At 74.1% G+C, this 22,428-nt stretch carries 21 protein-coding genes and 1 riboswitch; of the genes, 6 read left to right on the forward strand and 15 right to left on the reverse strand.

All coding sequences use genetic code 11. The features are described from left to right. Nucleotides 1-44 precede the first annotated feature (44 nt). Genes ACFVHI_RS07025 through ACFVHI_RS07035 form a run of 3 tightly spaced genes read right to left on the reverse strand, consistent with a single transcriptional unit; the run spans nt 45 to nt 2,825 of the window. On the reverse strand, nt 45-725 hold the full coding sequence (locus ACFVHI_RS07025; protein WP_063347264.1) for a response regulator transcription factor: 681 nt from the start codon (nt 723-725) through the stop codon (nt 45-47). Next, on the reverse strand, nt 703-1,962 hold the full coding sequence (macS, locus tag ACFVHI_RS07030; RefSeq protein WP_380336521.1) for a MacS family sensor histidine kinase: 1,260 nt from the start codon (nt 1,960-1,962) through the stop codon (nt 703-705). The genes ACFVHI_RS07025 and macS overlap by 23 nt, the downstream gene beginning before the upstream one ends. 35 nt (nt 1,963-1,997) lie before the next feature. Then, nucleotides 1,998-2,825: a lysophospholipid acyltransferase family protein gene (locus tag ACFVHI_RS07035; protein WP_079136233.1), complete on the reverse strand. Its 828-nt coding sequence runs from the start codon at nt 2,823-2,825 to the stop codon at nt 1,998-2,000. A gap of 271 nt (nt 2,826-3,096) precedes the next feature. Here ACFVHI_RS07035 and ACFVHI_RS07040 point away from each other — a divergent pair, with 271 nt between their 5' ends. Together ACFVHI_RS07040 and ACFVHI_RS07045 are read left to right on the forward strand one after the other, a co-directional pair. Next, the gene (locus ACFVHI_RS07040; protein ID WP_063347266.1) at nt 3,097-3,891 is read left to right on the forward strand and encodes a carboxylesterase; all 795 of its coding nucleotides are present in this window, start codon (nt 3,097-3,099) and stop codon (nt 3,889-3,891) included. Nucleotides 3,892-3,901: 10 nt separating this feature from the next. Continuing rightward, nucleotides 3,902-4,675, forward strand: a complete 774-nt coding sequence (locus ACFVHI_RS07045; RefSeq protein WP_079135537.1) for a hypothetical protein — start codon at nt 3,902-3,904, stop codon at nt 4,673-4,675. Between the two features lie 9 nt (nt 4,676-4,684). Here ACFVHI_RS07045 and ACFVHI_RS07050 read toward each other — a convergent pair whose 3' ends face one another. From ACFVHI_RS07050 to ACFVHI_RS07070, 5 genes are all read right to left on the reverse strand, one after another. Next, complete coding sequence (locus ACFVHI_RS07050; RefSeq protein WP_063347267.1) at nt 4,685-5,431, reverse strand: endonuclease/exonuclease/phosphatase family protein; 747 nt, start codon at nt 5,429-5,431, stop codon at nt 4,685-4,687. A gap of 129 nt (nt 5,432-5,560) precedes the next feature. Next, nucleotides 5,561-6,505, reverse strand: coding sequence for an ROK family glucokinase (locus tag ACFVHI_RS07055; RefSeq protein WP_063347268.1), 945 nt, complete (start codon nt 6,503-6,505; stop codon nt 5,561-5,563). A gap of 193 nt (nt 6,506-6,698) precedes the next feature. Continuing rightward, the gene (locus ACFVHI_RS07060) at nt 6,699-7,076 is read right to left on the reverse strand and encodes a DUF5304 family protein (protein WP_380336526.1); all 378 of its coding nucleotides are present in this window, start codon (nt 7,074-7,076) and stop codon (nt 6,699-6,701) included. A gap of 85 nt (nt 7,077-7,161) precedes the next feature. Continuing rightward, nucleotides 7,162-8,334 (reverse strand): ArsA family ATPase, encoded by a 1,173-nt coding sequence (locus ACFVHI_RS07065; RefSeq protein ID WP_380336529.1) that lies wholly within the window; start codon nt 8,332-8,334, stop codon nt 7,162-7,164. Between the two features lie 24 nt (nt 8,335-8,358). Further along, nucleotides 8,359-8,820 carry an SRPBCC family protein gene (locus tag ACFVHI_RS07070; RefSeq protein ID WP_063347271.1) on the reverse strand — a complete coding sequence of 154 codons (462 nt, stop codon included), beginning with the start codon at nt 8,818-8,820 and terminating at the stop codon, nt 8,359-8,361. A gap of 325 nt (nt 8,821-9,145) precedes the next feature. Between ACFVHI_RS07070 and ACFVHI_RS07075 the strand changes: the two genes are divergently transcribed. After that, nucleotides 9,146-10,939: a long-chain fatty acid--CoA ligase gene (locus ACFVHI_RS07075; RefSeq protein ID WP_063347272.1), complete on the forward strand. Its 1,794-nt coding sequence runs from the start codon at nt 9,146-9,148 to the stop codon at nt 10,937-10,939. 58 nt (nt 10,940-10,997) lie between these two features. Here the strand turns inward: ACFVHI_RS07075 and ACFVHI_RS07080 are convergent, their stop codons facing one another. Continuing rightward, on the reverse strand, nt 10,998-12,134 hold the full coding sequence (locus tag ACFVHI_RS07080; RefSeq protein WP_063347273.1) for a glycosyltransferase family 4 protein: 1,137 nt from the start codon (nt 12,132-12,134) through the stop codon (nt 10,998-11,000). Between the two features lie 244 nt (nt 12,135-12,378). Here ACFVHI_RS07080 and ACFVHI_RS07085 point away from each other — a divergent pair, with 244 nt between their 5' ends. Then, nucleotides 12,379-13,818 carry a glycosyltransferase family 87 protein gene (locus tag ACFVHI_RS07085; RefSeq protein ID WP_063347274.1) on the forward strand — a complete coding sequence of 480 codons (1,440 nt, stop codon included), beginning with the start codon at nt 12,379-12,381 and terminating at the stop codon, nt 13,816-13,818. A 13-nt stretch (nt 13,819-13,831) separates the two neighbouring features. Here ACFVHI_RS07085 and ACFVHI_RS07090 read toward each other — a convergent pair whose 3' ends face one another. From ACFVHI_RS07090 to ACFVHI_RS07115, 6 genes are all read right to left on the reverse strand, one after another. After that, nucleotides 13,832-14,863: a hypothetical protein gene (locus tag ACFVHI_RS07090; RefSeq protein WP_380336533.1), complete on the reverse strand. Its 1,032-nt coding sequence runs from the start codon at nt 14,861-14,863 to the stop codon at nt 13,832-13,834. A gap of 188 nt (nt 14,864-15,051) precedes the next feature. Beyond that, a complete protein-coding gene (locus tag ACFVHI_RS07095; protein WP_063347276.1) occupies nt 15,052-16,098 on the reverse strand; it encodes a C40 family peptidase in 1,047 nt (348 codons plus the stop codon). A 227-nt stretch (nt 16,099-16,325) separates the two neighbouring features. After that, nucleotides 16,326-17,471, reverse strand: coding sequence for an NlpC/P60 family protein (locus tag ACFVHI_RS07100; RefSeq protein ID WP_063347277.1), 1,146 nt, complete (start codon nt 17,469-17,471; stop codon nt 16,326-16,328). A gap of 10 nt (nt 17,472-17,481) precedes the next feature. After that, a riboswitch (cyclic di-AMP (ydaO/yuaA leader) is annotated at nt 17,482-17,631 on the reverse strand. A gap of 338 nt (nt 17,632-17,969) precedes the next feature. After that, entirely contained in the window at nt 17,970-19,004 is a 1,035-nt protein-coding gene (locus ACFVHI_RS07105) for an NlpC/P60 family protein (protein ID WP_380336537.1), read from the reverse strand. Nucleotides 19,005-19,204: 200 nt separating this feature from the next. After that, entirely contained in the window at nt 19,205-20,566 is a 1,362-nt protein-coding gene (locus ACFVHI_RS07110; protein WP_380336656.1) for an NYN domain-containing protein, read from the reverse strand. Nucleotides 20,567-20,836: 270 nt separating this feature from the next. After that, the gene (locus ACFVHI_RS07115; RefSeq protein ID WP_063347279.1) at nt 20,837-21,100 is read right to left on the reverse strand and encodes a hypothetical protein; all 264 of its coding nucleotides are present in this window, start codon (nt 21,098-21,100) and stop codon (nt 20,837-20,839) included. Between the two features lie 201 nt (nt 21,101-21,301). Here ACFVHI_RS07115 and ACFVHI_RS07120 point away from each other — a divergent pair, with 201 nt between their 5' ends. Both ACFVHI_RS07120 and ACFVHI_RS07125 read left to right on the forward strand, forming a co-directional pair. Continuing rightward, complete coding sequence (locus tag ACFVHI_RS07120) at nt 21,302-22,084, forward strand: rhomboid family intramembrane serine protease (protein ID WP_380336540.1); 783 nt, start codon at nt 21,302-21,304, stop codon at nt 22,082-22,084. Nucleotides 22,085-22,125: 41 nt separating this feature from the next. Beyond that, nucleotides 22,126-22,407, forward strand: a complete 282-nt coding sequence (locus ACFVHI_RS07125; protein WP_063347281.1) for an Lrp/AsnC ligand binding domain-containing protein — start codon at nt 22,126-22,128, stop codon at nt 22,405-22,407. Nucleotides 22,408-22,428 lie beyond the last annotated feature (21 nt).

Raw genomic sequence — 22,428 nt, forward strand, 5'->3', positions numbered from 1 at the left:
CACCGCACGCGGGACCGCCGACGCGGCCGGACCTGCCGGAGCCGTCAGATGTCGTCGTCCAGCCCCTGCTCGATCGCGTACCGCACCAGTTCCACCCGGTTGTGCAGTTGCAGCTTGCCGAGCGTGTTCTGGACGTGGTTCTGCACCGTCCGGTGCGACAGCACCAGCCGGTCGGCGATCTGCCGGTACGACAGGCCCTTGGCCACCAGGCGCAGGACCTCGGTCTCCCGCGCGGTCAGCTGCGGGACGGCCGGCGCGGAGGCCGGGGCCGGTTCGGCGGCCAGCCGGCGGAACTCGCCCAGCACCAGGCCGGCCAGGCCCGGGGTGAACACGGCGTCGCCCACGGCCGTGCGCCGCACCGCGTCCAGCAGTTCCTCCCGCCCGGCCGACTTGACCAGGTACCCGGTCGCGCCGGACTTCACCGCCTCCAGCACGTCCTGGTGCTCGCCGCTGGCCGAGAGCACCAGCACCCGCACCGCCGGATCCTGCGCGACCACCTGGCGGCACACCTCGGCGCCGGGCAGACCGGGCAGGTTGAGGTCCAGCACGACGACCTGCGGCGAGCAGGCGCGGGCCCGGCGGACGGCCTCCTCGCCGTCGCCCGCGGTGGCCACCACGTCGAGCCCCGCCTCGGCGAGGTCCCGCGAGACGGCGTCGCGCCACATCGGGTGGTCGTCCACGACCATCACCCGTATCGGCCGGTCAGTCGTCGGCTGATCGGTCATCAGAGCCCTTCCTCGGGACACGGAGTTCGACCTCGACGCCCTCCCCGGGCGCCGAGTACAGCTCGGCCGTGCCGCCGAGGTCCAGCAGCCGGCCGCGGATGGACTGGGAGACGCCCAGCCGCCCGGCCCGCTCCGCCTCGCCGAGGCGGCCGGGGGCGAAGCCGGGGCCGTCGTCGCGGATGCTGACCGTGACGGCCTGCGGCTCGTCCTCCACCAGGATCCAGGCCCGGGCCCGCTCCCCGGCGTGCCGGCGGACGTTGTCGACGGCGGCGCCGACCGCCGCGGCCAGTTCGCCGGCCGCCCCGGCGGGCAGCAGCACCGGCCCGCCGGGGGCGGACAGCGTGATCCGCTCGTCGGCGTACGGGCGCAGCAGCGCGGTGAGGTCCTGCGGCTCCCCAACCACGCACTCCTGCGGGCGCTGCCCCGGGATCGGGCCGCCGGTCATCAGCGCCCGCAGGGCGCGCTCCTGCTCGCCGGCCAGTCGGCCGAGTTCGGCGAAGTCGGCGTCGCCGCCCGGGCCTCCACCGGCCGCAGCCGCGGCGCCCTCGGCCGGCCGCGCGGTGAGTTCGGCGCCGTGGCGCTGGACGAGGGCGAGCACCTGGAGCACGCCGTCGTGGATGTCCCGGGAGAGCCGCTCGCGCTCCCGGGTGGCCGCCTCGACCTGGAGTGCCCGGGTGAGCGTCGCCTCGCTGGCGCGGGCCAGTTCGATGACGTAGCCGATGGCGCAGCCGGCCACCATCAGCAGCATGATGTTGTGGATGTTGTCGCCGGTCGGGCCGCCGTGGCCGAGGATGTTGGCGACGCCGATCACCGTGCCCGCGGCGGCCGCCCAGCGCCAGCCGCCCTTGCCGGCGAAGCCGAGCACCGTGCCGGCGGCCCAGATGGTCGGCAGGGTGGGCGCGCCGTGGCTGATCCGTACCGGGTCGTCGGTCAGGCCGCTCATCACGATGCCGGTGACGGCGAGGGTGAGGTCGGTGCCGAGCACGTACCAGGTGCAGCGCTGCGGGCCGGCGAAGGCCCGGGTGCTGGCGAGTGTCCAGAGGGTGAGCGTGCCGAGGAAGATCCAGCCGGCGACGGGGTGCAGGAAGTCCAGGTAGGAGTTGAGGTAGCGCAGCAGGGCGTAGCACAGGGCCAGCACCCGGAAGTAGGAGATGGCCTTCCACAACGGCAGTTCGACGGACATGCCCCCGGCCGCGACCGCGCCGCCGACTGCCCCGGTTCTCTCGCCGTCCGTCATCCTTGCGCCCCTCCCCTGGGCCGTGCCCGCGGTCGTCAGGCCGACCCGGTCTCCTTCGGCTCCTGCCCGGACTGCTCGGCCTGCTCGGCCTTCTCCGTCGCGGCGGCCTTGTCGGCGGCGGCCTTCTCGGCATCCGCCTCCGCCTTCTCCGCCTTGGCGGCGGCCTTGCGCTCGGCGTCGGCCTTCTTCTTGTCGTCGGCGATCTGCCGCTTGGCGGCGGTCGCGTAGATGTCCACGTACTCCTGGCCGGAGAGCCGCATGATCTCGTACATCACCTCGTCCGTCACCGAACGGAGGATGAAGCGGTCGTTCTCCATGCCGTGGTAGCGGGAGAAGTCCAGCGGGCGGCCGATCCGGATGCCGGGGCGGGTGCCGAAGTTGGGGATCACCTGACCGGGCGGCTGGACCTTCTCGGTGTCGATCATGGCGACCGGGATGACCGGCGCGCCGGTGGCCAGCGCGACGCGGGCCAGGCCGCCGACCTTGCCGCGGTACAGCTTGCCGTCGGGCGAGCGGGTGCCCTCGGGGTAGACGCCGAACAGCTCGCCGCCGTCCAGCACCGCGATGGCGCTGCGGATCGCGGCCTCGCCCGCGCCGCGCACGCCCGAGCGGTCCACCGGCAGCTGGCCGACGCCCTTGAAGAACGCGGCGGTCAGCCGGCCCTTGATGCCCGGGGTGTTGAAGTACTCGGCCTTCGCGATGAAGGTCACCCGGCGTTTGATCAGCGCGGGGAAGAAGAAGGAGTCCGAGAAGGACAGGTGGTTGCTCGCGATGATGGCCGCGCCCTCGGTGGGGATGTTCTCCTCACCCTCGATCCACGGCCGGAAGAAGATCCGAAGCAGTGGCGCGACGATCATCTTCATCAGTCGGTAGAACAACCCGGGCCTCCTGTTATGCGGACCGGTCGATCCTAATGCCCCGTGGGCTCGGCCCGCGCCCCGCCCCGCCCCGGCGGGCCGCCATCGGACTCCCGCAGGCACTCGCACGGGGGCCGCCGAGAGGGGTGTGCGGCCCGCGCGGAGGCCGCCATGAGGGGTGTACGTCCCGGGCGGGGCCGTGGGACGATGCGGATTCCCGCAGCCTCCCCCTCCAGCGTCCCTCCCCCAGCGCCACCCGCCCGCGAAGGAGTCCGCCATGCCGTTGCTGCCCGGTGCCGAACCGTACCGCCACCACGGCGGACCGGTGGGGGTGCTGCTGTGCCACGGCTTCACCGGATCGCCGCAGTCGCTGCGGCCCTGGGCGGAGGAACTGGCGGCGGCCGGGTTCAGCGTGTCGCTGCCGCTGCTGCCCGGGCACGGCACCCGGTGGCGGGACATGCAGGTCACCCGCTGGGAGGACTGGTACGCCGAGGTCGAGCACGAACTGCTGACGCTCTCCGCCGAGTGCGAGCAGGTCTTCGTCTGCGCGCTGTCGATGGGCGGCGCGCTGGCGCTGCGGCTGGCCGCGCTGCACGGTCCGGCGGTGTCCGGGCTGGTGCTGGTCAACCCGTCGGTGCGCTCGGACAACCCCGCGAGTGCGCTGCTGCCGGTGCTGCGGCACCTCGTGCCGAGCGTGCCCGGGATCGCCGACGACATCGCCAAGCCCGGCGCGGTCGAGCTGGGCTACGACCGGACGCCGCTGAACGCCGCCTGGTCGCTGGGCCGGCTGTGGCGGGACGTCCAACGGCGGCTGCCGCAGGTGACCCAGCCGGTGCTGCTCTTCCGCAGTCCGCAGGACCACGTCGTCTCGCCGGCCAACTCGGAACTGGTGCTGGCCCGGATATCCTCGACCGACGTGACGGAGCGGCTGTGCCAGCGCAGCTTCCACGTCGCGACGCTGGACCACGACGCGGCGGAAATATTCGCGGCCAGCCAGGACTTCATCCGACGGCTGGCCCCCGCGCACGCGGTGGGCGTCACCGGGGTCGAATCCGACGATCACCATGGCTGAAGGGCCGGAAGTGCACGAGAGCAGCACGGCGGGCGGCGGGGACGAGGCACCCCGCGAGGACGGCACGGCGAAGGACAGCACAGCGAAGGACGGCACGGCGAAGGACGGCACCGCGCACAGCGGCGCCCCGGCGGACCGTCCGGGGGCGGACGGCGTCACCGCCCCGGCCGCGGAGGCCGCCGAAGCACCGGCCGCCGACCGGCGCCCGGCCGAACCGGACGCCACCGCGCCCGCGGAGCCCCGCACCCGGCGCGCCCCCGAGCGCAGCCAGGCCGAGCAGGACGAGATCTTCGCCGCCCTGGTCGCCCAGTTCGACGACCCCGTGGACCTCACCAACCCCAACTGGCCGGAGGTCGAGAACCTCCGGGCCCAGAGCGAGCTGAAGGGCGGCTTCAAGGACGCCCCCGGCTCCCGGACCGACCCGGACGACCTCGCCGACCTCGCCCCGCAGCCCCGCCCCCGCTCCGGTCGGCCGGTGATGCCGGCGGCGGGCTCGGGCCCGCGCGACTTCGAGCTGGCCGAGGAGACCGACGAGGACCACTACGTCCCGCCGGAGCCCCCGCCGCTGCCGACCGCCGACGTCACCGCGAAGTTCGCCTGGCTCGCGGTGCTCGGCGGCCCCGCCCTGCTGCTGTTCGACGCGGTGGTGTGGCGGGAGATCGCCGGCTGGCCGGCCTGGGTCGGGATCACCGCCTTCCTCGGCGGCTTCGTCACCCTGGTGACCCGGATGAAGGACCGCGACGAGGACGAGCCCGAGGACCCGGACAACGGCGCGGTCGTCTGAGCCAAGCTCCTAAGCCTCCGGCAGCTCCAGCACCGCGAGCACCGGCAGGTGGTCGGTCGCGGCGCGCAGGTCGGCCTCGGTGACGCCGGGCAGCCCGTGCGGCACCCCGCAGCCGAGGACGGTGATCCCGGGCGTGGCGAACACGGCGTCGATCCGCTGGTAGGGGCGCTCGGGGACGGACGTGAACTCGCCGCCCCAGGGCGCGGTCGGGTACCCGTCCTGGAGCCGCGCGGCCAGCAGCTGCCAGCCCCTGCCGTCCGGGTGCTCGTTGAAGTCCCCTGCCACGATGCCGTGTTCGGCGATCCCGAGCTGGTCGAGCAGCAGCTCGAACTGGCCGTACCGCTCGTCGGCGTCCAGGCTGAGGTGGCAGCTGGTGAGGGTGAACGGCGCCGTTCCGGGCAGTCGCAGCAGCGCGGTGGCGAAGCCGCGGGCGTGCAGGCCGCGGGTCTTGGGCAGCAGCCGGTCGTGCACGCCCAGCAGTTGCGCCGCGCCGGGCCGGCCGAGCAGCAGCGGCCCGGCGGCGGTCCGGCCGCCGCCGGCCAGGACGACCGTCCCGGTGCTCCGGGCCAGCCGGGCGGCCTGGCCCTCGGGCCGCCAGTAGCGCGGTGACTCCTGGATGCAGACCAGGTCGGGTGCGCAGGCCCGGATCACCCGGGCCAGCGCCCGCCGGTCGTCCCGCAGCGAGCGGATGTTGTAGCTGAGCAGGCGCAGCCGGCGCGGGCCGGGCGGCGGCGGTTCGGCGGGTGCCGTGGTCATGGTCCTGGTCCTCCCCGTACGTGGTGCGTGGGACGACCGTACGGCAGGGCCGGGGGCGTGCGTCGGCGGCGGCGCGTCCGGGGTTGGTCGGGGTCCGGTCGCACCGCCGCCGGCGGGTTCAGGGGGTGGCTACGCGGTGCGGGCCAGGTCGGCGGCGCCGACGATGCCGGCGGCGGAGCCCATCGAGGCCAGCACGACCTCGGCGCGCGGGCGGTGGATGCCGCCGGTGAGGTAGTGCTCGAAGGCCTTGGCGACCGGGTCGAGCAGCAGGCGGCCGGAGTCGGAGACGCCGCCGCCGAGGACGAAGACGCCCGGGTCGAAGAGCGCGGCGAGGTCGGCCATGCCGCGGCCGAGCCAGTCGGCCAGTTCGGCGTAGCACTCCAGGGCGAGCGGGTCGCCCTCCTCGGCCGCCTCGGTGATGTGGATGCCGCGGATGGTCTCGGCGACGCCGTCGTTGAGCTCCAGCATCCGCCGGCCGCGCACCTGGTCGGCGGCGGCCTTCTCCCGACCGTAGCGGCGCAGCGCCCGCCCGGAGCCGTACTGCTCCCAGCAGCCCTTGCCGCCGCAGCCGCAGGTCAGGCCGTCGGGGACCATGTTGAGGTGGCCGATCTCGCCGGCCACGCCGAACCGGCCGCGGTGCAGCCGGCCGTCGAGGACGATGCCGCCGCCGATGCCGGTGCCGACGGTGATCAGCACCATGTCCTGGTGGTCGGCGGCGGCGCCGAAGCGGAACTCGGCCCAGGCGGCGCAGTTGGCGTCGTTCTCGACGACGGTGTCCAGGCCGGCGAGCTCCTCGATGCGGCCGCGCAGCGGCTCGTTCTCCCAGTCGATGTTGGGCGCGAAGATCACCGTGGAACGGTTGCTGTCCACGAAGCCGGGGGCGCCGACGCCGACGGCGGTGACGTCGGGGTGCTGCTCCTTGAGCTCGCGCACGGCCTGCGCGATGGCATCGACCGCCCACTGCGGATCGGCCGGGGTGGGCACCCTGGTCCGGGCCAGGATCGCGCCCGCCTCGTCGACCACGCCTGCCGCGATCTTGGTCCCGCCGACATCGACGCCGATGGTCAGAGCCATGTGTCCCTCAGCTATTCACTCGTTCCCGCTGGGCGGAACGGTACCGCCCAACCCTGCCCCCCGTACACAGCCTCGCATACATTAACCGAAGACAATCATGGACCAACCGGGCCGTGACGCTTCAAAAGTCGTATCTAATCGCCCGCTTCGTCACGCACCAGAGCAACGCGATCACGGTTCGAAGGTTACGGATTCACTGCTTGGCGGACGCCTCGTCAGGCGTGTCGAGGTCGATCCGCTCGGTGGCGGCGCCCCCGCCGGCCGTCCAGCGGTGCTCGTGGCCGGCCACCGCGGCCCGGTAGGCGGCCAGCAGTTCGGTGCCCGCGGCGGCCAGTCCGGAGCCGGCGGCGGCGAGGTGGGAGTAGACCTCGGGCTGCTGGGTGCGCAGCCGGTCGGCCAGCCCGGAGAGGGTGATCAGGGTGTCGGCGCTCGCCTCCTGCGCCTTCTGGCCGACGGCGGAGGCGAGCTTGCGCACCTCGTCCACCAGCGGGCCCAGCTCCGGCCCGAACGGGTGGGCCTGCGGGCCGCCCGGCTCGGCGGTGGGCTCGGTCCGGTCGTCGGTGCTGGTCATCGCGGGCGCCTCCTCAGCCGGGGCCGCACCCCGCGGCCCTCGGGCCCGACGCTACCGGACAGCCCGTAGGGGCCCCGAAAGCACTTCAGCCCCGGGGCCAGAGCGCCGGGTCGGGCGCGAACCGCACCGAGAGCGCCCCGTCGTGCAGGCTCGCGCCGGCCACCGTGCAGCGGCGCGGCGCGGACGGCAGGGTGAGCACCCGGCGGTGGGCGCCGAGGCCGACGACCAGTTCGTCGCCGCGCCGGACGAGGTCCAGCTCGGCCCGGTCGGCGCCGGGCAGCGCGAGGTGCCAGACCAGCAGGCCCTCCTCGGCGAGGCGGTCCTCGACCGGCCAGGGCTCGGGGGCCAGCCGCTCCGGGCCGGGCCCGTCCCCGTACAGCCGGTCGGCGACGGCCTCCAGGGTGGCCTCGGCCAGTCCGGTGGCCAGCACCGGGGCGTCGGTCTCGGCCGCGAGCTCGGCCAGCTCCTCCCGGCGGCGGCGGGCCAGCGCGGCCAGCCACGGGTCCGGCGAGTCGGCCGCGCCCTCGGGCAGCACGCCGTGCACCACGACGGCGTCCGGCCGGTGGCCGTGCAGGGCCAACCCGGCCCGGATCCGGCCCAGTTCCTGGTACGGGTGGCCGTCGGCGGGCACGACCAGGCGCACGCTGGTGCCGGGCGCGGCGATCGCGGCGCGGGACTCGGCGAGCACCGCGGCGGCCTTGGTCCGCCCCTCGTACAGCCACTCGGCGGGCATCGGCACGCCGGCCAGGCCGGCCAGCAGCGGGCGCAGCGCCCGGGCCGCCTGCCGCTGCTCGGGGACGAGCCGGTCCAGGTAGCGCTCCAACTGCTCGGGCAGGGCGAGGGTGGCGATCAGCTCGGCGGGCGGCGGGGCGAGCACGACCAGGACGTCCTGGTCGGCGGCGGGCAGGGCGCGCAGCAGGGCGATCCGGGCGATGCCGGGGAGGGCGGTCAGCTCCTCGGGGTCGAGCTGCTCGGCGCCGAGCAGGTCGAGGGCGGGCTTGAGCCGGCTGGTGAGCTCGCCGGCGGCGTACCGGAAGGCGGCCTGCTCGTCGATCCGGGAGACGGTCAGGCCGGGTGCGCAGCGGGCCGGTTCGGGCTCCAGGCGGGTGCCGAGGACGCCGTCCAGGGCGCGGTGCGGGTCGTCGGCGGCCAGCAGCCAGGTGCGGTGGCCGCGCCGGGCCGCGTGCAGGGCGGTGGCGGCGGCCACCACGGGCGCGCCCGCGTCGCCGCTGACCAGGATGGTGCGTGTCGCCGTCATGCCGTCGGCCCCCGTTCCGCCGCGTCAGCCCTGGACGGGCTTCTTGCCGTCGGCGTCCTCGACGCGCTTCTTCAGACCGGCCAGGGCGCGGTCGATGATGACCTTCTCGGCCTTGCGCTTGATCATGCCGAGCATCGGGATCTTGACGTCCACGGCGAGCTGGTACGTCACCTCGGTGCGGCTGCCGGAGAGCGGGGCGAGGGTGTAGGAGCCGTCCAGCGAGCGGAGCATCTGGCTGCGCACGAGGGTCCAGCCGACCTCGCGGTCGCCGTCCCAGGTGTAGGCGAGGACGTGCTCGTCACGGATGGCGCCGGCGTCGAGCAGCAGGCGGACCTGGGCGGCGCGGCCGTTCTCGCCGGCTTCCAGGACCTCGACCTCCTTGACCTCGCCGGTCCAGGCCGGGTAGGCGGCGAAGTCGGCGATCACGGCCATGACCGTGGCCGGGGTCGCGTCGATGGTGATGCTCGACCTGGTGTGCTCCGCCATGGAATGGCCCTCCGCGTCGTCCCTCTGCCTGCCGGTCCGGTCGAGCGTGCTCGGCCTTGTCCGCCCGGAGCAGGCTACCGCGACCGGCGATCGGCTCGGCCGCGCGGGCCGCGGCTCGGCGGGGGCCCGGCGCCGGTCGGCGGGGCATGCTACCGGCCGGTCACCTCGGGGCTGTCGTAGGGTGCCATTCGAACGACCCGGTCACGGCCTGGTCGGACCCGGCCGGGTGTGACACTTCGAACACCGGAGCCGACCCCCCTGGTCGAAGCTGCCTACCGGGCAGTAACGTCCTGCCGTCCCGCAGCGTCGCGAACGAGGAGCAGTCTTGCTCGACTTCAGCCTTCCGGCTCTCTACCAGGTACCCAGCGGCGGTAATCTCTCCGACCCTGTGCACCGGAACGCAGCGGAGCACCCGGATGTCGCGGTGCTCAGCCGTAAGGTGGACGGCCGCTGGCAGGAGTTGACCGCGGTGCAGTTCCTGGCCGAGGTGCACGCCGCCGCCAAGGGCCTGATCGCCGCGGGCATCGAGCCGGGCGACCGGGTGGGCGTCATGTCCCGCACCCGGTACGAGTGGACGCTGCTGGACTTCGCGATCTGGACGGCCGGCGCGATCACCGTCCCGGTGTACGAGACCTCCTCCGCCGAGCAGGTCGAGTGGATCCTCGGCGACTCCGGCGCGGTCGCCGTCGTCACCGAGACCGACCAGCACGTCAAGGTCGTCGACGAGGTCCGCGGCCGGCTCACCGGGCTGAAGCACACCTGGCAGATCGAGGGCGGCGCGATCGCCGCGCTGGCCGAGGCCGGGAAGGACGTCCCGGACGAGACGGTGCAGGAGCGCCGCTCGACCGCGACCGCCGACTCGATCGCCACCATCGTCTACACCTCGGGCACCACCGGCCGCCCGAAGGGCTGTCAGCTGACGCACGCCAACTTCCTCGCCGAGTGCGGCAACGTGGTGGAACGCCTGGCCCCGCTGTTCCGCACCGGCGACAGCTCCGTCCTGCTGTTCCTGCCGCTGGCCCACGTGCTCGGCCGGATCGCCGAGATCGCCACCGCGATGGCGCCGATCAAGCTGGGCCACGTCTCCGACATCAGGGACGTCACCGCCGAGCTGGCCGCCTTCAAGCCGAGCCTGATCCTGGGCGTGCCGAGAGTCTTCGAGAAGGTCTACAACACCGCCCGCGCCAAGGCCCAGGCCGACGGCAAGGGCAAGATCTTCGACAAGGCCGCCGACACCGCGATCGCCTACAGCCGGGCGCTGGACGCCGGCGGCGCGGGCCTGGTCCTGCGGATCAAGCACGCGGTCTTCGACAAGCTGGTCTACAGCAAGCTGCGCGCCGCCCTCGGCGGCCGGGCCACCCACGCCATCTCCGGCGGCGCCCCGCTCGGCGAGCGGCTGGGCCACTTCTACCGGGGCATCGGCTTCACCGTCCTGGAGGGCTACGGCCTGACCGAGACCTGCGCGGCCACCGCCTTCAACCCGTGGGACAAGCCGAAGATCGGCACGGTCGGCCAGCCGGTCCCCGGTGCCTCGGTGCGGATCGCCGAGGACGGCGAGGTCTTCTTCAAGGGCCCGCACGTCTTCACCGGCTACTGGAACAACCCGCAGGCCACCGCCGACACCCTCAAGGACGGCTGGATCGCCACCGGCGACCTCGGCTCGCTGGACTCCGAGGGCTACCTGACCATCACCGGCCGCAAGAAGGAGATCATCGTCACCGCGGGCGGCAAGAACGTCGCCCCGGCCGTGATCGAGGACCGCATCCGGGCGCACGCGCTGGTCGGCGAGGTCATGGTGGTCGGCGACCGCAAGCCCTTCGTGGCCTGCCTGGTCACCGTCGACCCGGACTTCTTCCCCAAGTGGAAGGAGCTCAACGGCAAGCCCGCCACCGCCACGGTGGCCGAGCTGAGCCAGGACCCTGACCTGCTGGCCGCCCTCCAGGCCGCGGTGGACGACGGCAACGCGGCCGTCTCGCACGCCGAGGCGGTCAAGAAGTTCCGCCTGCTGGACACCGAGTTCTCCGAGGAGAGCGGGCATCTGACGCCCTCCCTCAAGCTCAAGCGCAACCTCGTGCTGAAGGACTTCGCCGCCGACATCGAGGCGATCTACCAGAAGTAGCCGCAGGGCCCCGTCTCCCCGGAGGGAGGCGGGGCCCGCTCACGTGCCCAAGCCCGGTCTAGGCCGCCAGCAGCGAGGTCAGCCGACCGGCCAGCAGGTCCCAGCGCCAGGAACGCTCCACCCAGCGCCGCCCGGCCTCGCCCATCCGCCGCCGCAGCTCCTCGTCGCCCAGCAGCCGGACGATCCGCTCGGCGGCCGCGGCGGCCGAGCCGCCCGGCACCACGTACCCGGTCTCGCCCTCCAGCACCGCGTCCGGCGCGCCGCCGGAGTCGCCCGCGACCACCGGCAGACCGGTCGCCGAGGCCTCCAGGTAGACGATGCCCAGGCCCTCGACGTCCAGCCCCCCGCGCCTGGTCCGGCAGGGCATCGCGAAGACGTCCCCGGCCCCGTAGTGGGCGGGCAGCTCCTCCCACGGCACCGAGCCGGTGAAGCGCACCGAGGCCCGGACTCCCCTGGCGTCGGCCAGCTTCTCCAGGTCCGCCCGGTACGGGCCGCCGCCGACGATCAGCAGCACGGCGTCCGGCACGTCGGCGAGGATCTGCGGCATCGCCTCGATCAGCGTGTCCTGCCCCTTGCGCGGCACCAGCCGGGAGACGCAGACCACCACCGGCCGGTCCGCCAGCCCGAGCCGGCGACGCACCTCGGCGCCCCCCGAGCCCGGGTGGAAGGTCGTCTCGTCCACGCCCGGCGGCAGCTGCACCATCCGGGCCGCGGCCTGCGGCCCGACCGCGCCCGCGATCCGGGACCGGGTGTACTCCCCCAGGTACGTCAGCACGTCGGTGCCCGCGCCGATCCGCCGCAGCAGCTGCCGGGCGGCCGGCAGCTGGGCCCAGGCGGCCTCGTGCCCGTGGGTCATGCCGAGCAGCCGCGCCGCACCGGCCCGGCGCAGCGCGGGCGCCATCAGCCCGAGCGGGGCGGCGGCGCCGAACCAGACCGAGTCGCACTTCTCCGCCCGCAGGATCTCGGCGGCCCGCCGGGTGACCCGCGGTGTGGGAACCATCACCTTCGTCCGGTCCCGGATCACCGGGAACGGCTGCTCGGCGTCGAAGCGGGCCACCTCGGTGCCGTCCCGCCAGGTCGAGGCGTACACCACGATGCTCCCGGCGGGCTGACGTACAGCCATGTTGTGCACGAAGGCCTGGATGCCGCCGGGGCGGGGCGGGAAGTCGTTGGTGACGATCAAGGTTCGGTGCATTCAGGCCACGGCTCGCTTGTCGGGGGGTGCGCGGTGTACCGCTGGGTGATCCGTACGATAGGTCAACACCATGACCCGCCGGGAACGGATCCGCGCACGGCAACCGTTTCACCCCCGGGTCAGTCCTAGAACCTAGGCGGCCGGTGGCGGCCCGGCCCAGCGTGCCGTGCCCGCCCCTCCGACCGCCCGGGCGTCCGTCGCGCGGCGCCTCCGGTGGGACGTCCGAGACGAACGAGGGAGCGCAGTGGAGTTGGCCCCGGCCACCGAGTCCGGTACACCCAGCGGCGCCGCCGGCCCCGGCCCGACGCCGGCCGCCCGGCAGGAGCCGGCCCGTGCCCCCGGCCGCCCGTTCGGGGCGCTCGCCGCACTCGGCGCCACCTGGCTGGCCACCCGGACGGTGCTGGTGCTGCTGATGACCGGCGTGGTCAAGGGGCTCGGCGGGGACATCACCGCCGACGTCTGGATGATCTACCACGCCTGGTACGGCGTCCTGCAGACCGGCACCTTCCCGTTCGACGACGTGACCTGGCAGTACCCGCCCGGCGCGGCCCTGGTGATCCTGCTGCCGGGCCTGCTGCCCTGGTCGTACCTGGTCTCCTTCTGGGTGATCTGCGGGATCGCCGACATCGCCGCCACCGCCCTGCTGGTCCGCACCGGACTGCGCCGGGGCCGGGCACTGACCGGCGCCTGGATGTGGGTGGTGGCCGTGCCGCTGCTCGGCCCGATGGTCTACAACCGGCTGGACATCATCGTCACCACGATCGCCCTGGCCGGCCTGCTGGCGCTGATCCGCCGCCCGGCGATCGGCGGGATGCTGCTCGGCCTGGGCGGGATCATCAAGATCTGGCCGCTGCTCGCCCTGATCGGCACCCCCTCCGGCCGCCGCACCCGCCGCGCCTGGACGCTGGCCGCGGCCACCGCCGTCTCGGTGGGCTTCCTGCTCGCGGCCGGGATGAACGGCGCCTTCGGCTTCCTCGCCTTCCAGAAGGAGCGCGGCATCGAGGTGGAGTCGCTCGGCGCGCTGCCGCTGCACTTCGCCCGGCTCGCGGACGCCTGGGACGGCAAGGTCACCATGAACTACGGCTCCCCGGAGATGCTCGGGCCGTGGGTCCCCGTGATCAGCAAGGTGATGATGGCCGGCACCGTGCTGGGCTTCGCCTGGCTGCTGCTCTGGCGCTTCACCGCCAAGCGCCGCAACGCGGCCACCATGTACGACGCGGCGCTCAGCGCGCTGCTCATCTTCACCGTCACCAGCCGGGTGATCAGCCCGCAGTACCTGGTCTGGCTGATCGGCGTCGCCGCGGTCTGCCTGACCGTACGCGGCAGCAGCCAGCGGCCGGTGGCCCTGCTGATCCTGCTCGCCTGCCCGCTGACGCTGGCCGAGTTCCCGCTGATGTTCAGCCGGATCCTCGCCAGCGAGCCCTGGGGCGTCACCGTGCTCAGCCTGCGCAACCTGCTGCTGCTGGCCGCCACCGTGCTCTCCTGCATCCGGCTCTGGCGCGCCACCCGCGGCCCGGCACAGCTCCCGGCGACGGTGGTGCTGGCCAAGCCCGAGGCGGTGCCCGCCGGCGCCTACCCGGTGCGCCCCGGCATCGCCTACGAGCAGGACCTGCTGGACGGCATCGACCGGCCCGGCACTCCGGCCAGGCAGCGGCCCGGCACCCCGGCCAGGCAGCGGCGTTGAACGACGCGCGCCTTCAATCGCGCAGCGCGGCCACCTCGGCCAGCCAGAGCCGGGTGAACTCGGCCAGGCCGACGCCCGGTCCGGCCCGGAGCAGCCGGTCGAGCCGGCGGTCCCGGTCCTCCCCCTGCCCGTCGGCCGCGCCGACCGCCCGGTAGAACGCCACGAGCCGCTCGGGCCCGTAGCGCCGGGCGATCAGCTCGCAGGCGAGCCAGGCCTGCTCGTACGCCTGCGCGATGCCGTCGGCGCCCGCGGTGAAGTCCCGGTCGGCGGGCAGCGCGGCGGGCAGCCGGCCGGCGGCGACGTCCCGGGCCAGCTCGGGGGCGATCTGCTGCGGGCGCCGGCCGGAGCCCCGGTAGGCGGTCCAGTCGGCGACGCCCTCGGAGAGCCAGAGCGGTGTCCAGGCCCGGGTGTCGGCCCTGGTCGCGACGTGGGTGGCCTCGTGGGTGACGACCACCTGCCGGCCGAAGTCGCTGAGCCGCCCGAACGTCCCGGGGTTGACCAGCACCCGGTCGGCGGGGGTGTGCCAGGGCGCACCGGGGGCGGCCGAGGTGACCGCCGCCATGCCCGTCCAGCCCGCCGGGTCGACCTCCAGCAGCCGGGCGAACTGCTCTGCGGTGGCGGGCACTTCGAGCAGCAGGCGGCCCGCCCAGCCGGTGCCCCAGGCCTCGCTCACGGCGGGCACGGCCCGGTCCGCCACCGCGACCAGGCCGGCCGGGTCGGGTCCGTCGGCCAGGCCCAGCACCAGGCAGTGCGCGCCCGCCGCGGACCGGGCGGAGCCGAGGTCCCAGAGTGCCGGGGGCCCGCTCGCGCTCTCCTCCCGGTCGACCCGCCAGCTGCCGCCGGCCCGGACCAGGTCGATCCGGCGCGGGTACACCACCGGGTAGTCGTCGTACCCGGTGATCCGGACCGCCAGGTCGGCGGCGGCCGTGAGCCGCTCCGGCCCGGCGTCCGCGCCGAGCACCAGGTTGCGGTAGCCGGCCTCGATCGCCGCCGGTCCGGACCAGGAGGGCAGCGCCCGGGCCCGCGCGTCCAGCAGTGCGGCCACCTCGGCCCGCCGGTCCGCCGCCCACCGGTCCGCCGCCCGCCCGGCCGCCGAGGGGGCCGCCGGGGCGGCCGGCGGCAGCGACAGCTGGGCCAGCCCGCCGGCCGCGAGCAGCAGCGCACCGCGCCGGGACAGCGTCCGGCGGGCGCCGTCTATCGGGTGGGGGGTGTCGGGGTCGGACGGTGCCGGGCTCAGAGCCGGACCACCCCCGCGACCGGCATCGCGTTGACGCTCTCGTAGCGGACCCTGGCGCCCGGGTAGGGGGCGTGCACGATCACCCCGCCGCCGGCGTACATCCCGACGTGGTGCATGTCCCGGTAGAAGATCACCAGGTCTCCCGGCCGCGCTTCGGAGAGGCTGACCCGCTGCCCGGCGTACGCCTGGGCCTGCGAGGTGCGCGGCAGGGTCACTCCGGCCTGCCGCCAGCTGTAGTACATCAGACCGGAGCAGTCGAAGGCGCGGGGCCCGGTGGATCCGTAGAGGTAGGGCGAGCCGATCATCCGCACCGCGGCGGCCAGCGCGGCCGCCCCGCGCTCGGAGGCGGGCGGGGCCGTGCCGAGGTCCAGCCGGTCGGTGCCCCGGGTGGCGCGCTGCTCGGCCTCCTGGGCGTCCTGGGCGGCCATCCGGGCCCGCTCGGCGACGCCCAGGCTGTTCAGCAGCCGCTGGGCCTTGGTGAGCCGCTGCTGGATCTGCTGCTTGCTGTCGGCGAGCGAGCGGCGGGCCTGGTCGAGTTCGGCGAGCTTGCCGGCGGTCTCGGTGCGGCGCTGGTCGAGCCGGCGCTGGCGGGTGGCCAGTTCGTGCAGGGTCTCCTGCTGCCGCTCGGCGGCCTGGTCGAGGGTGCGGGCCCGGGACAGGTAGCCCTCCGGGTCGGTGGAGAGCATCAGCTGGACGGTCTGGGCCATGCCGCCGCCGCGGTACTCGGCGCCGGCCACGGTGGCGAGGTCGCCGCGCAACTGGTTGAGCTGCTCCTGGGCGACGGCGATCTCGCCCTGGAGGACGGTCGTCTCGCCCTGGAGGCGCTGCTGCGTCTCCAGGGCGGCGTTGTACTTCTCGGACGCCTGCTCGGCCTCGCCGTAGAGCTGTTCCACCTGCGCCTTGACGTCCTTGCGGGTGGGCGTGTCCGGCACGGCGGGGGCGGCCTGGGCGCTGCCGCCCGCCGTCACGCCCAGGGCGGTGGTGGCGGCCGCGGTCAGCACCAGCGCACGGGCGAGCAGTTGGGGACGACGGTGCACGGGCATGGCGGCAGCGGCTCCGATCCGGCGGTGGGGCCCCGCCGCCGCACCAACGCGGGCGGCCCTGGAAGCGGAGTCCGGTGGCAGACGTTAGCGAGTCCGGGCAACCGAGTCCAAACCCCTGCCAACCCGAATATTTGACCCGTAATCGGACATCAGTCCGAGGCGCCGGAAAAGCCGCAGGCCCGGCCTTCCGTGGTGGAAGGCCGGGCCTGGGAGGGCCTGCGCGGGGATCAGACCCGCACGATGGAGGTCAGCGGCATGTTGCCGACCGCCTCGTAGCGGACCGACGCGCCGGGCTTGGGCGCGTGCAGCACCTGGCCGTTGCCGGCGTAGATGCCGACGTGGTGGGCGTCCCCGTAGAAGATCAGCAGGTCGCCGGGCTGGGCCTGGGAGAGGTCGGTGCCGATCCGGGTACCGGCGTGGGCCTGCTCCTGCGAGGTGCGCGGCAGCGCCACGTCGACCTGGTTGAACGCCCAGACCATCAGGCCCGAGCAGTCGAAGGAGCCGGGGCCGGAGGCGCCGTAGACGTACGGGCTGCCGATCTTGGAGGCGGCGATGGACAGCGCCGCGGCGCCGCGCGAGCTGCCGGCGCTCGGCTTGGTGACCGGCGCGGCGGGGGCCTGCGACGCGCTCAGGTCGGTGCGGCTGTTGTCGCGGGAGGAGCGGTCGGCGGCCTGCTGGGCCGCCGCCTGCTGCTGGGCGGCCTTCGCGGCGGCGTCGGCCTTCGCCTTGGCCTCGGCGGCGGCCTTCTCCTCGGCCGCGCGGATCGCCTGGCGCTCCTGCTCGGACAGGGTGTTGAAGAGGTCCTGCGCGGCCTTGAGCTTGCCCTGGACCTCGTCCTTGGCGCTCTTCAGCTGCTGGGTGGTGGTCTCCATCTCGGCGAGCTTGCCCTGGGCCTCGGAGCGCACCTGGTCGAGCTTGCGCTGCTCGTCCTGGAGCTGCTTGAGCTGGCCCTTCTGGGTGCCGCCGGCCTGGTTCAGCGTGTCGGCCTGGCTCAGGAAGGTGTCCGGGCTGGCGGAGAACATCAGCTGGACGGTCTGCGATATGCCGCCGTTGCGGTACTGCTCGCCGGCGATCTCGGCCAGGCCGCCCTGAAGGTCGGTCACCTGCCCCTGCTGCCGCGCCACCTGGTCCTGGAGGTCGGTGACCTGCTTCTGCAGCTGCTGCTGCTTCTCCTGGGCGGCGTTGAGCTTCTCGGTCGCGACCTCGGCCTGCTCGTTGAGCTGGTCGACCTGCTCCTTGACCTGGTCCTTGGTCGGCTGCGGGTCGGCGTGGGCGCCGGACTGCGCGGACAGCGCGACGGCCGCGGCGGCGAAGCCGGTCATGATCGAGACCCGGGTGCGACTAGCGGGCTTGGGACGACGATGGGACGCCACGAAGGCGGACTCCTTCTTCCTACGCCGTCTACCGGGTGAGCTGACGGGTTCGGGCCGGAAGCGTGCCCTACGACGCCTCACGGCCGTTCCACCGGCCGACCTGGCGCCGATTCACCCCGGAGGAACGTGGTTCCCCGGCTCCGTTCGACAGCACCCCCGACTGCTGGGCTCCCCGTCGGGCAGGCACTGGGCCCGCCCCGCTGCGTCACGAACTCGACGGAAACCACCGCCGTCACCCTGGCTGGGCGATCGGGAGTGCGGTGGTTCGGGGCACGACCCTAGTAACTGAACCGTGATCCGTTCAAATCCTTGTCAGAAAAAAGACGGAAGAAGACCAAAGTTCTTTTGTGAATATGACACATAGTGATCACCGTCGTACGCAAAGCTGATCAGTCTTCACCGGGGACTCGCGCGGCGGACAAAACCCGAACGCCACCCCCGGTCGGGGGGTGGCGTGGATCACAGGCCCGGACGGGGCCCTTCGGGCGTGTCGGGCCGTCAGACCCGGCGGATCGTGTTGATCGGCATCGCGTCGACCTTCATCACCCTCACCACGTCGCCGGTGTGCGGCGCGTGCACCACCATGCCGTTGCCGATGTACATCCCGACGTGGTGCCGGTCGGGGCCGTAGATGACCAGGTCGCCCGGCTGGGCCTGGTCCAGCGTGACCTTGGTGCCGACGTTGCCCTGCTCCTGCGAGGTACGCGGCAGCGAGACGCCGGCCTGACCGTACGCCCAGACCATCAGGCCCGAGCAGTCGAAGGTGGTCGAGCCGGTGGCACCCCACACGTACGGCGAGCCCTGCTTGCTCATCGCCTTGGCGACGGCCACGCCCGCGTAGCCGCCGGCCTGCGGGAGGCTGCCGAGGTCGGCGCGGTCGCTGCCGCGCGAGGCGCGGTCGTCCTGCTGCTGCTGGGCCCGCAGCGCGGCGCGGTCGGAGGCGCTGAGCGAGTTCAGCAGGTCCTGCGCGGCCTTGAGCTTCTGGTTGACGTCCGTCTTGGCCTGGTTCAGGTCCTTGGTGGTGGAGTCGAGCGAGGCCAGGACGGCGGCGGCCTCGGACTTCTCCTGGTCCAGCCGGCGCTGCTGGTCCAGCAGCCCCTTGAGCGCCTCGGACTCGCTGGCGCTGGCCTGCTGGGCGCTGGACGCCTTCTCCAGGTAGCCGGACGGGTCCGAGGAGAGCATCAGCTGGACGGACGGGTCGATGCCGCCGGTGCGGTACTGCTCGCCCGCCACGCCGGCCAGGCCGGTCTGGAGCTGGGTCATCTCGTCCTGGCTGCGGGCCACCTTGTCCTGCAGTTGGTCGGACTGCTTGCGGAGCTGGTCGGCCCGCTCCTTGGCGCCGTTGTACTTCTCCGCCGCCTGCTCCTGGTCCTGCTGGAGCTGGTCGATCTGCGCCTTGACGTCGCTCTTGCTGGGCTGGGGCGCGGCGTGCGCGGCGACCTGCGCGGAGAGGGCGACCGCGGTCGCCGCGGCAGCGGTGAGCACGGAGACCCGGGCACGGCTCGGCTGCTTGGGACGGCGGTGGGAGGCCAAGGGAATTGCTCCTTCTTCCATCGGCCTCACCCGATCAGGTGAGAATCCGGAAAATAGGTTTGACGCCACACCCTAGGGAAGATCCACGGGTTTTGCCACTCCCCCGAAGGCGTGAACTCCACTTCCCCCGCAGGCTTCACCGGATGTGCACACCGCCGCAAACCGGGCGCTGACCAGGCGTCATTCCGTCGCGGCAGCCGTCAGGGCCGCGCCAGCCGGTTCAGCAGCAGAACGGAGGCCACGGGGCGCGCGCCCGCCTTCCGCACGCCCTCCGCGACCTCCCGGTCGGTGGACACCACCACCACCGGACGCCCCTGCGGCTCGGCCCGCACCAGACGGCGGATCAGCTCGTCCGCGGTCTCGCCGGTCCGGCTGAACCGCACCCGCACCCCCCGCGGTGGCGCCATGATCACCGGAACGTCCAGGTCCTGCCCGTCGAACACGCAGGTGACCTCCGCCTGCGTGCGCTGGGCCAGCATCGCCAGCCCGCCCAGCAGCCGGATCCGCTGCTGCTCCAGCGGAAGCGTCGGATAGCCCGTCTTGGTCACGTTGTAGCCGTCCACCACCAGGTGCACCTGCGGGATCGCCAGCAGCTGGTCCAGCAGCGCCGGATCGTCGTCGGCCAGACCGCGCCGGGCCACGTCGTGCGGCGAGGCCGCCCCCGGCACCACCGCCTCCACCAGGTCCCCCGGCCGGATCTGGGAGACCGGCAGCGCCAGCTCCCGCTGGAGCCCCTGCGCCGACTGCAGCACCGTGTCCAGCAGCAGCCGCAGCCGCATGTCCTCGACGCTGCGGCCCTCGCGGGCCGACCGGCGGCCCTGCTCGGCCGCCGTCTCCAGCTCGCCGACCCGGTGCCGCAGCCGCCGCGCCTCGGACTCCGCGGCGCCGCGCTCGACGGCCGCCTGCGCCCTCGCGGCCTCCAGCTCGGCGGTCAGCCGCCTGGTCTCGGCCTGCGCCCGGCGGGTGTCGCTCTCCAGCGAGCGCACCTTCTTCCGCAGCGACTCGGCCTCCCGGCGGACGTCCTCGGACTCCGCACGCTGCCGCTCCAGGTCCGCCCGGGCGGCGGACCGCAGCTCGGCGAGCTCCGCCTGCAGCTTCTCCACCAGCCGGGTGGCCTCGGCGGCCGCGCCCTCGGCGCCGGCCCGCTCGGCCTCCTCCCCGGCCTCGGCCACCAGCCGGCTCCAGCCGGCCGACCGCACCAGGTAGGCGGCGGCCGCGACGTCCATCGGATCGGCGGCGCCCGGGACGCTGCCCGACTCCAACGCCTTCACCAGGTCCGGCTGGCCCAGCCTCAGCCGCTCCGCTATCCGCACCCGGAACGCCGGCTCCGACTCCAGCGCCGCGGCCAGCGCCGTGGCCGCGTACTTGGCCCGCCGGGCCGGGGTGAACTTGACGTACTGGCGCAGGCTCTGCGGGAGCTCGCCGGGCGGCAGCCCGCCGAGCGCGTCCGAGGCCAGGCCGACCACGCGCCGGCGCACGCCCTCGGGCAGCGGCCGGTCCAGCTTCTCGGCAGCACGCTCCGCCACCGCCTCGCCGGAACCCACCGCCTCGCCGGAGCCCACCGACGCATCGGAACCCGCCGCCTCGCCGACGGCCGCGGGCCCGGACGGGGCCGCGTCGGCGGCCTGCGCCTGCGCGGCGGCAGCAGGCTGAAGCCCCTGCGCTTCGGCGGGCTCCCTCGCTGCGTCCACCACGTCCTCGGCTCCGATCCTGGTCCTACGGGGTCACGGCCCGCGGCCGCCGCCCTGTCGTCACGCTCCGTGCGTCCTGTCTGTATTGTCCCAGCGCGGCGGGCAGGCGCGCCGCGCACCCGCCCCCCGCGCCGTCGGGCGTCAACCCTGCTCGGCGGAGGCCTCCGCGCTCTCGGCGCCCGGACGGGCCACCAGCTCGACCTGGTCCACGGCGTTGCACCAGCGGCAGCGCACCGACTCGATCGTCTCGCTCAGCACCTCGGTCTCCTCGACCTTGGACTCGCCGGCCAGGTCGAAGTGCAGGAACTCGGTGACCCGCGCGGTGCGGGTCACGTCGAAGCGGGTGAGGTTTCCGCACAGGGTGCAGCGCCAGCGCGTCTCGGCGGTCAGGGCGGGGACGGTCATCGGGGGTCCTCTCGGGTGGTCCCTGGGTGGGCTAGGCGCTCCCCCCGGGGCCCCGGCGTCGGCGGCGGGAGGCGGGATTGCCCGCCCCAAGCCTATTGCCTGAGGCAACCATCCCGGCCACCAGTCAGGAGAACGAGCGGGCTAGTCCACCTGCCGTACAAGGCCGTGTCACACGCCCGACACGGAGGGATGCTTGGCCGCATGGCACTGACGGCCCCCGGGCACACCGACGCGCGGGGCGAACGCCCGTCCGTGCCCGCCCCGGCGGTCACCTACGCCCTGATCGCGGTCAACACCCTGGTGTTCCTGCTGGGCCCGGCCGCCGGGCTCAATCCGCTGTACGGCACCGGCCAGTCCCGGCTCTGCGCGGAGCAGCGGTACGAGCAGCGCTGGGGCGTCATCCCCGCCGAGGTGCTGGCCGGCCGCCCGCTGACCGCCGAGCAGCTGGCCCAGGCCCCCGACCCGGCCCCGGGCTGCCCGGCCGCGCCCACCCCGACCAAGCACCCGGCGCTGTCCGTCCTCACCGGGCTCTTCGTGCACGCGGGCTGGCTGCACCTGCTGGGCAACCTGCTCTTCCTCCACGTCTTCGGCCCCACCGTCGAACAGCGGCTGGGCCGGGCCCGGTTCGCCCTCTTCTACCTGGCCGCCGGCAGTCTGGCCACGTACGGCTTCGCCCTCGCCGAGGCGCACTCCCCGGGCTCCACCCGGGTGCTGATCGGAGCCTCCGGCGCGATCTCCGCCGTCCTCGGCGCCTACCTGCGCTTCCATCCGCGCGCCCGGGTGACGACGCTCGTCCCGCTGCTGCTGTTCCTGCCGCTACGCTTCCCGGCCTGGCTGGTGCTCGGCCTCTGGTTCGCCCTGCAGTGGTGGTCGGTCCACTCGGCCGGGCCCGGGGTGGCCTATCTGGTCCACGTGATCGGCTTCGCGGCGGGCTTCCTCTACGCCTGCACGGCGGTCAGCCACCCCCCGAGACGACCCGGCTGACGCCCGATACGCTGGCGGCACCCCACAAAGGAGCCCGAACAGTGATCACCGCCATCGTCCTGATCAAGACCAGTGTCGACCGCATCCCGGAGATCGCCGAGGCCATCGCGGCCATCGAGGGCGTCAGCGAGGTGTACTCGGTGACCGGTGGCTACGACCTGGTGGCGATGGTCCGGGTGCGCCGGCACGACGATCTGGCCGCGGTCATCCCGGGCCGGCTGAACAAGGTCCCGGGCGTGGCCCACACCGAGACCCAGATCGCCTTCCGCACCTACTCCCAGCACGACCTCGAGGCCGCCTTCGCCCTCGGCCTGGACGAGTAGGCCCCTCAGCCCTGCCGACCG

This window comes from Kitasatospora sp. NPDC127121, assembly GCF_042677305.1.
Classification (GTDB): domain Bacteria; phylum Actinomycetota; class Actinomycetes; order Streptomycetales; family Streptomycetaceae; genus Kitasatospora.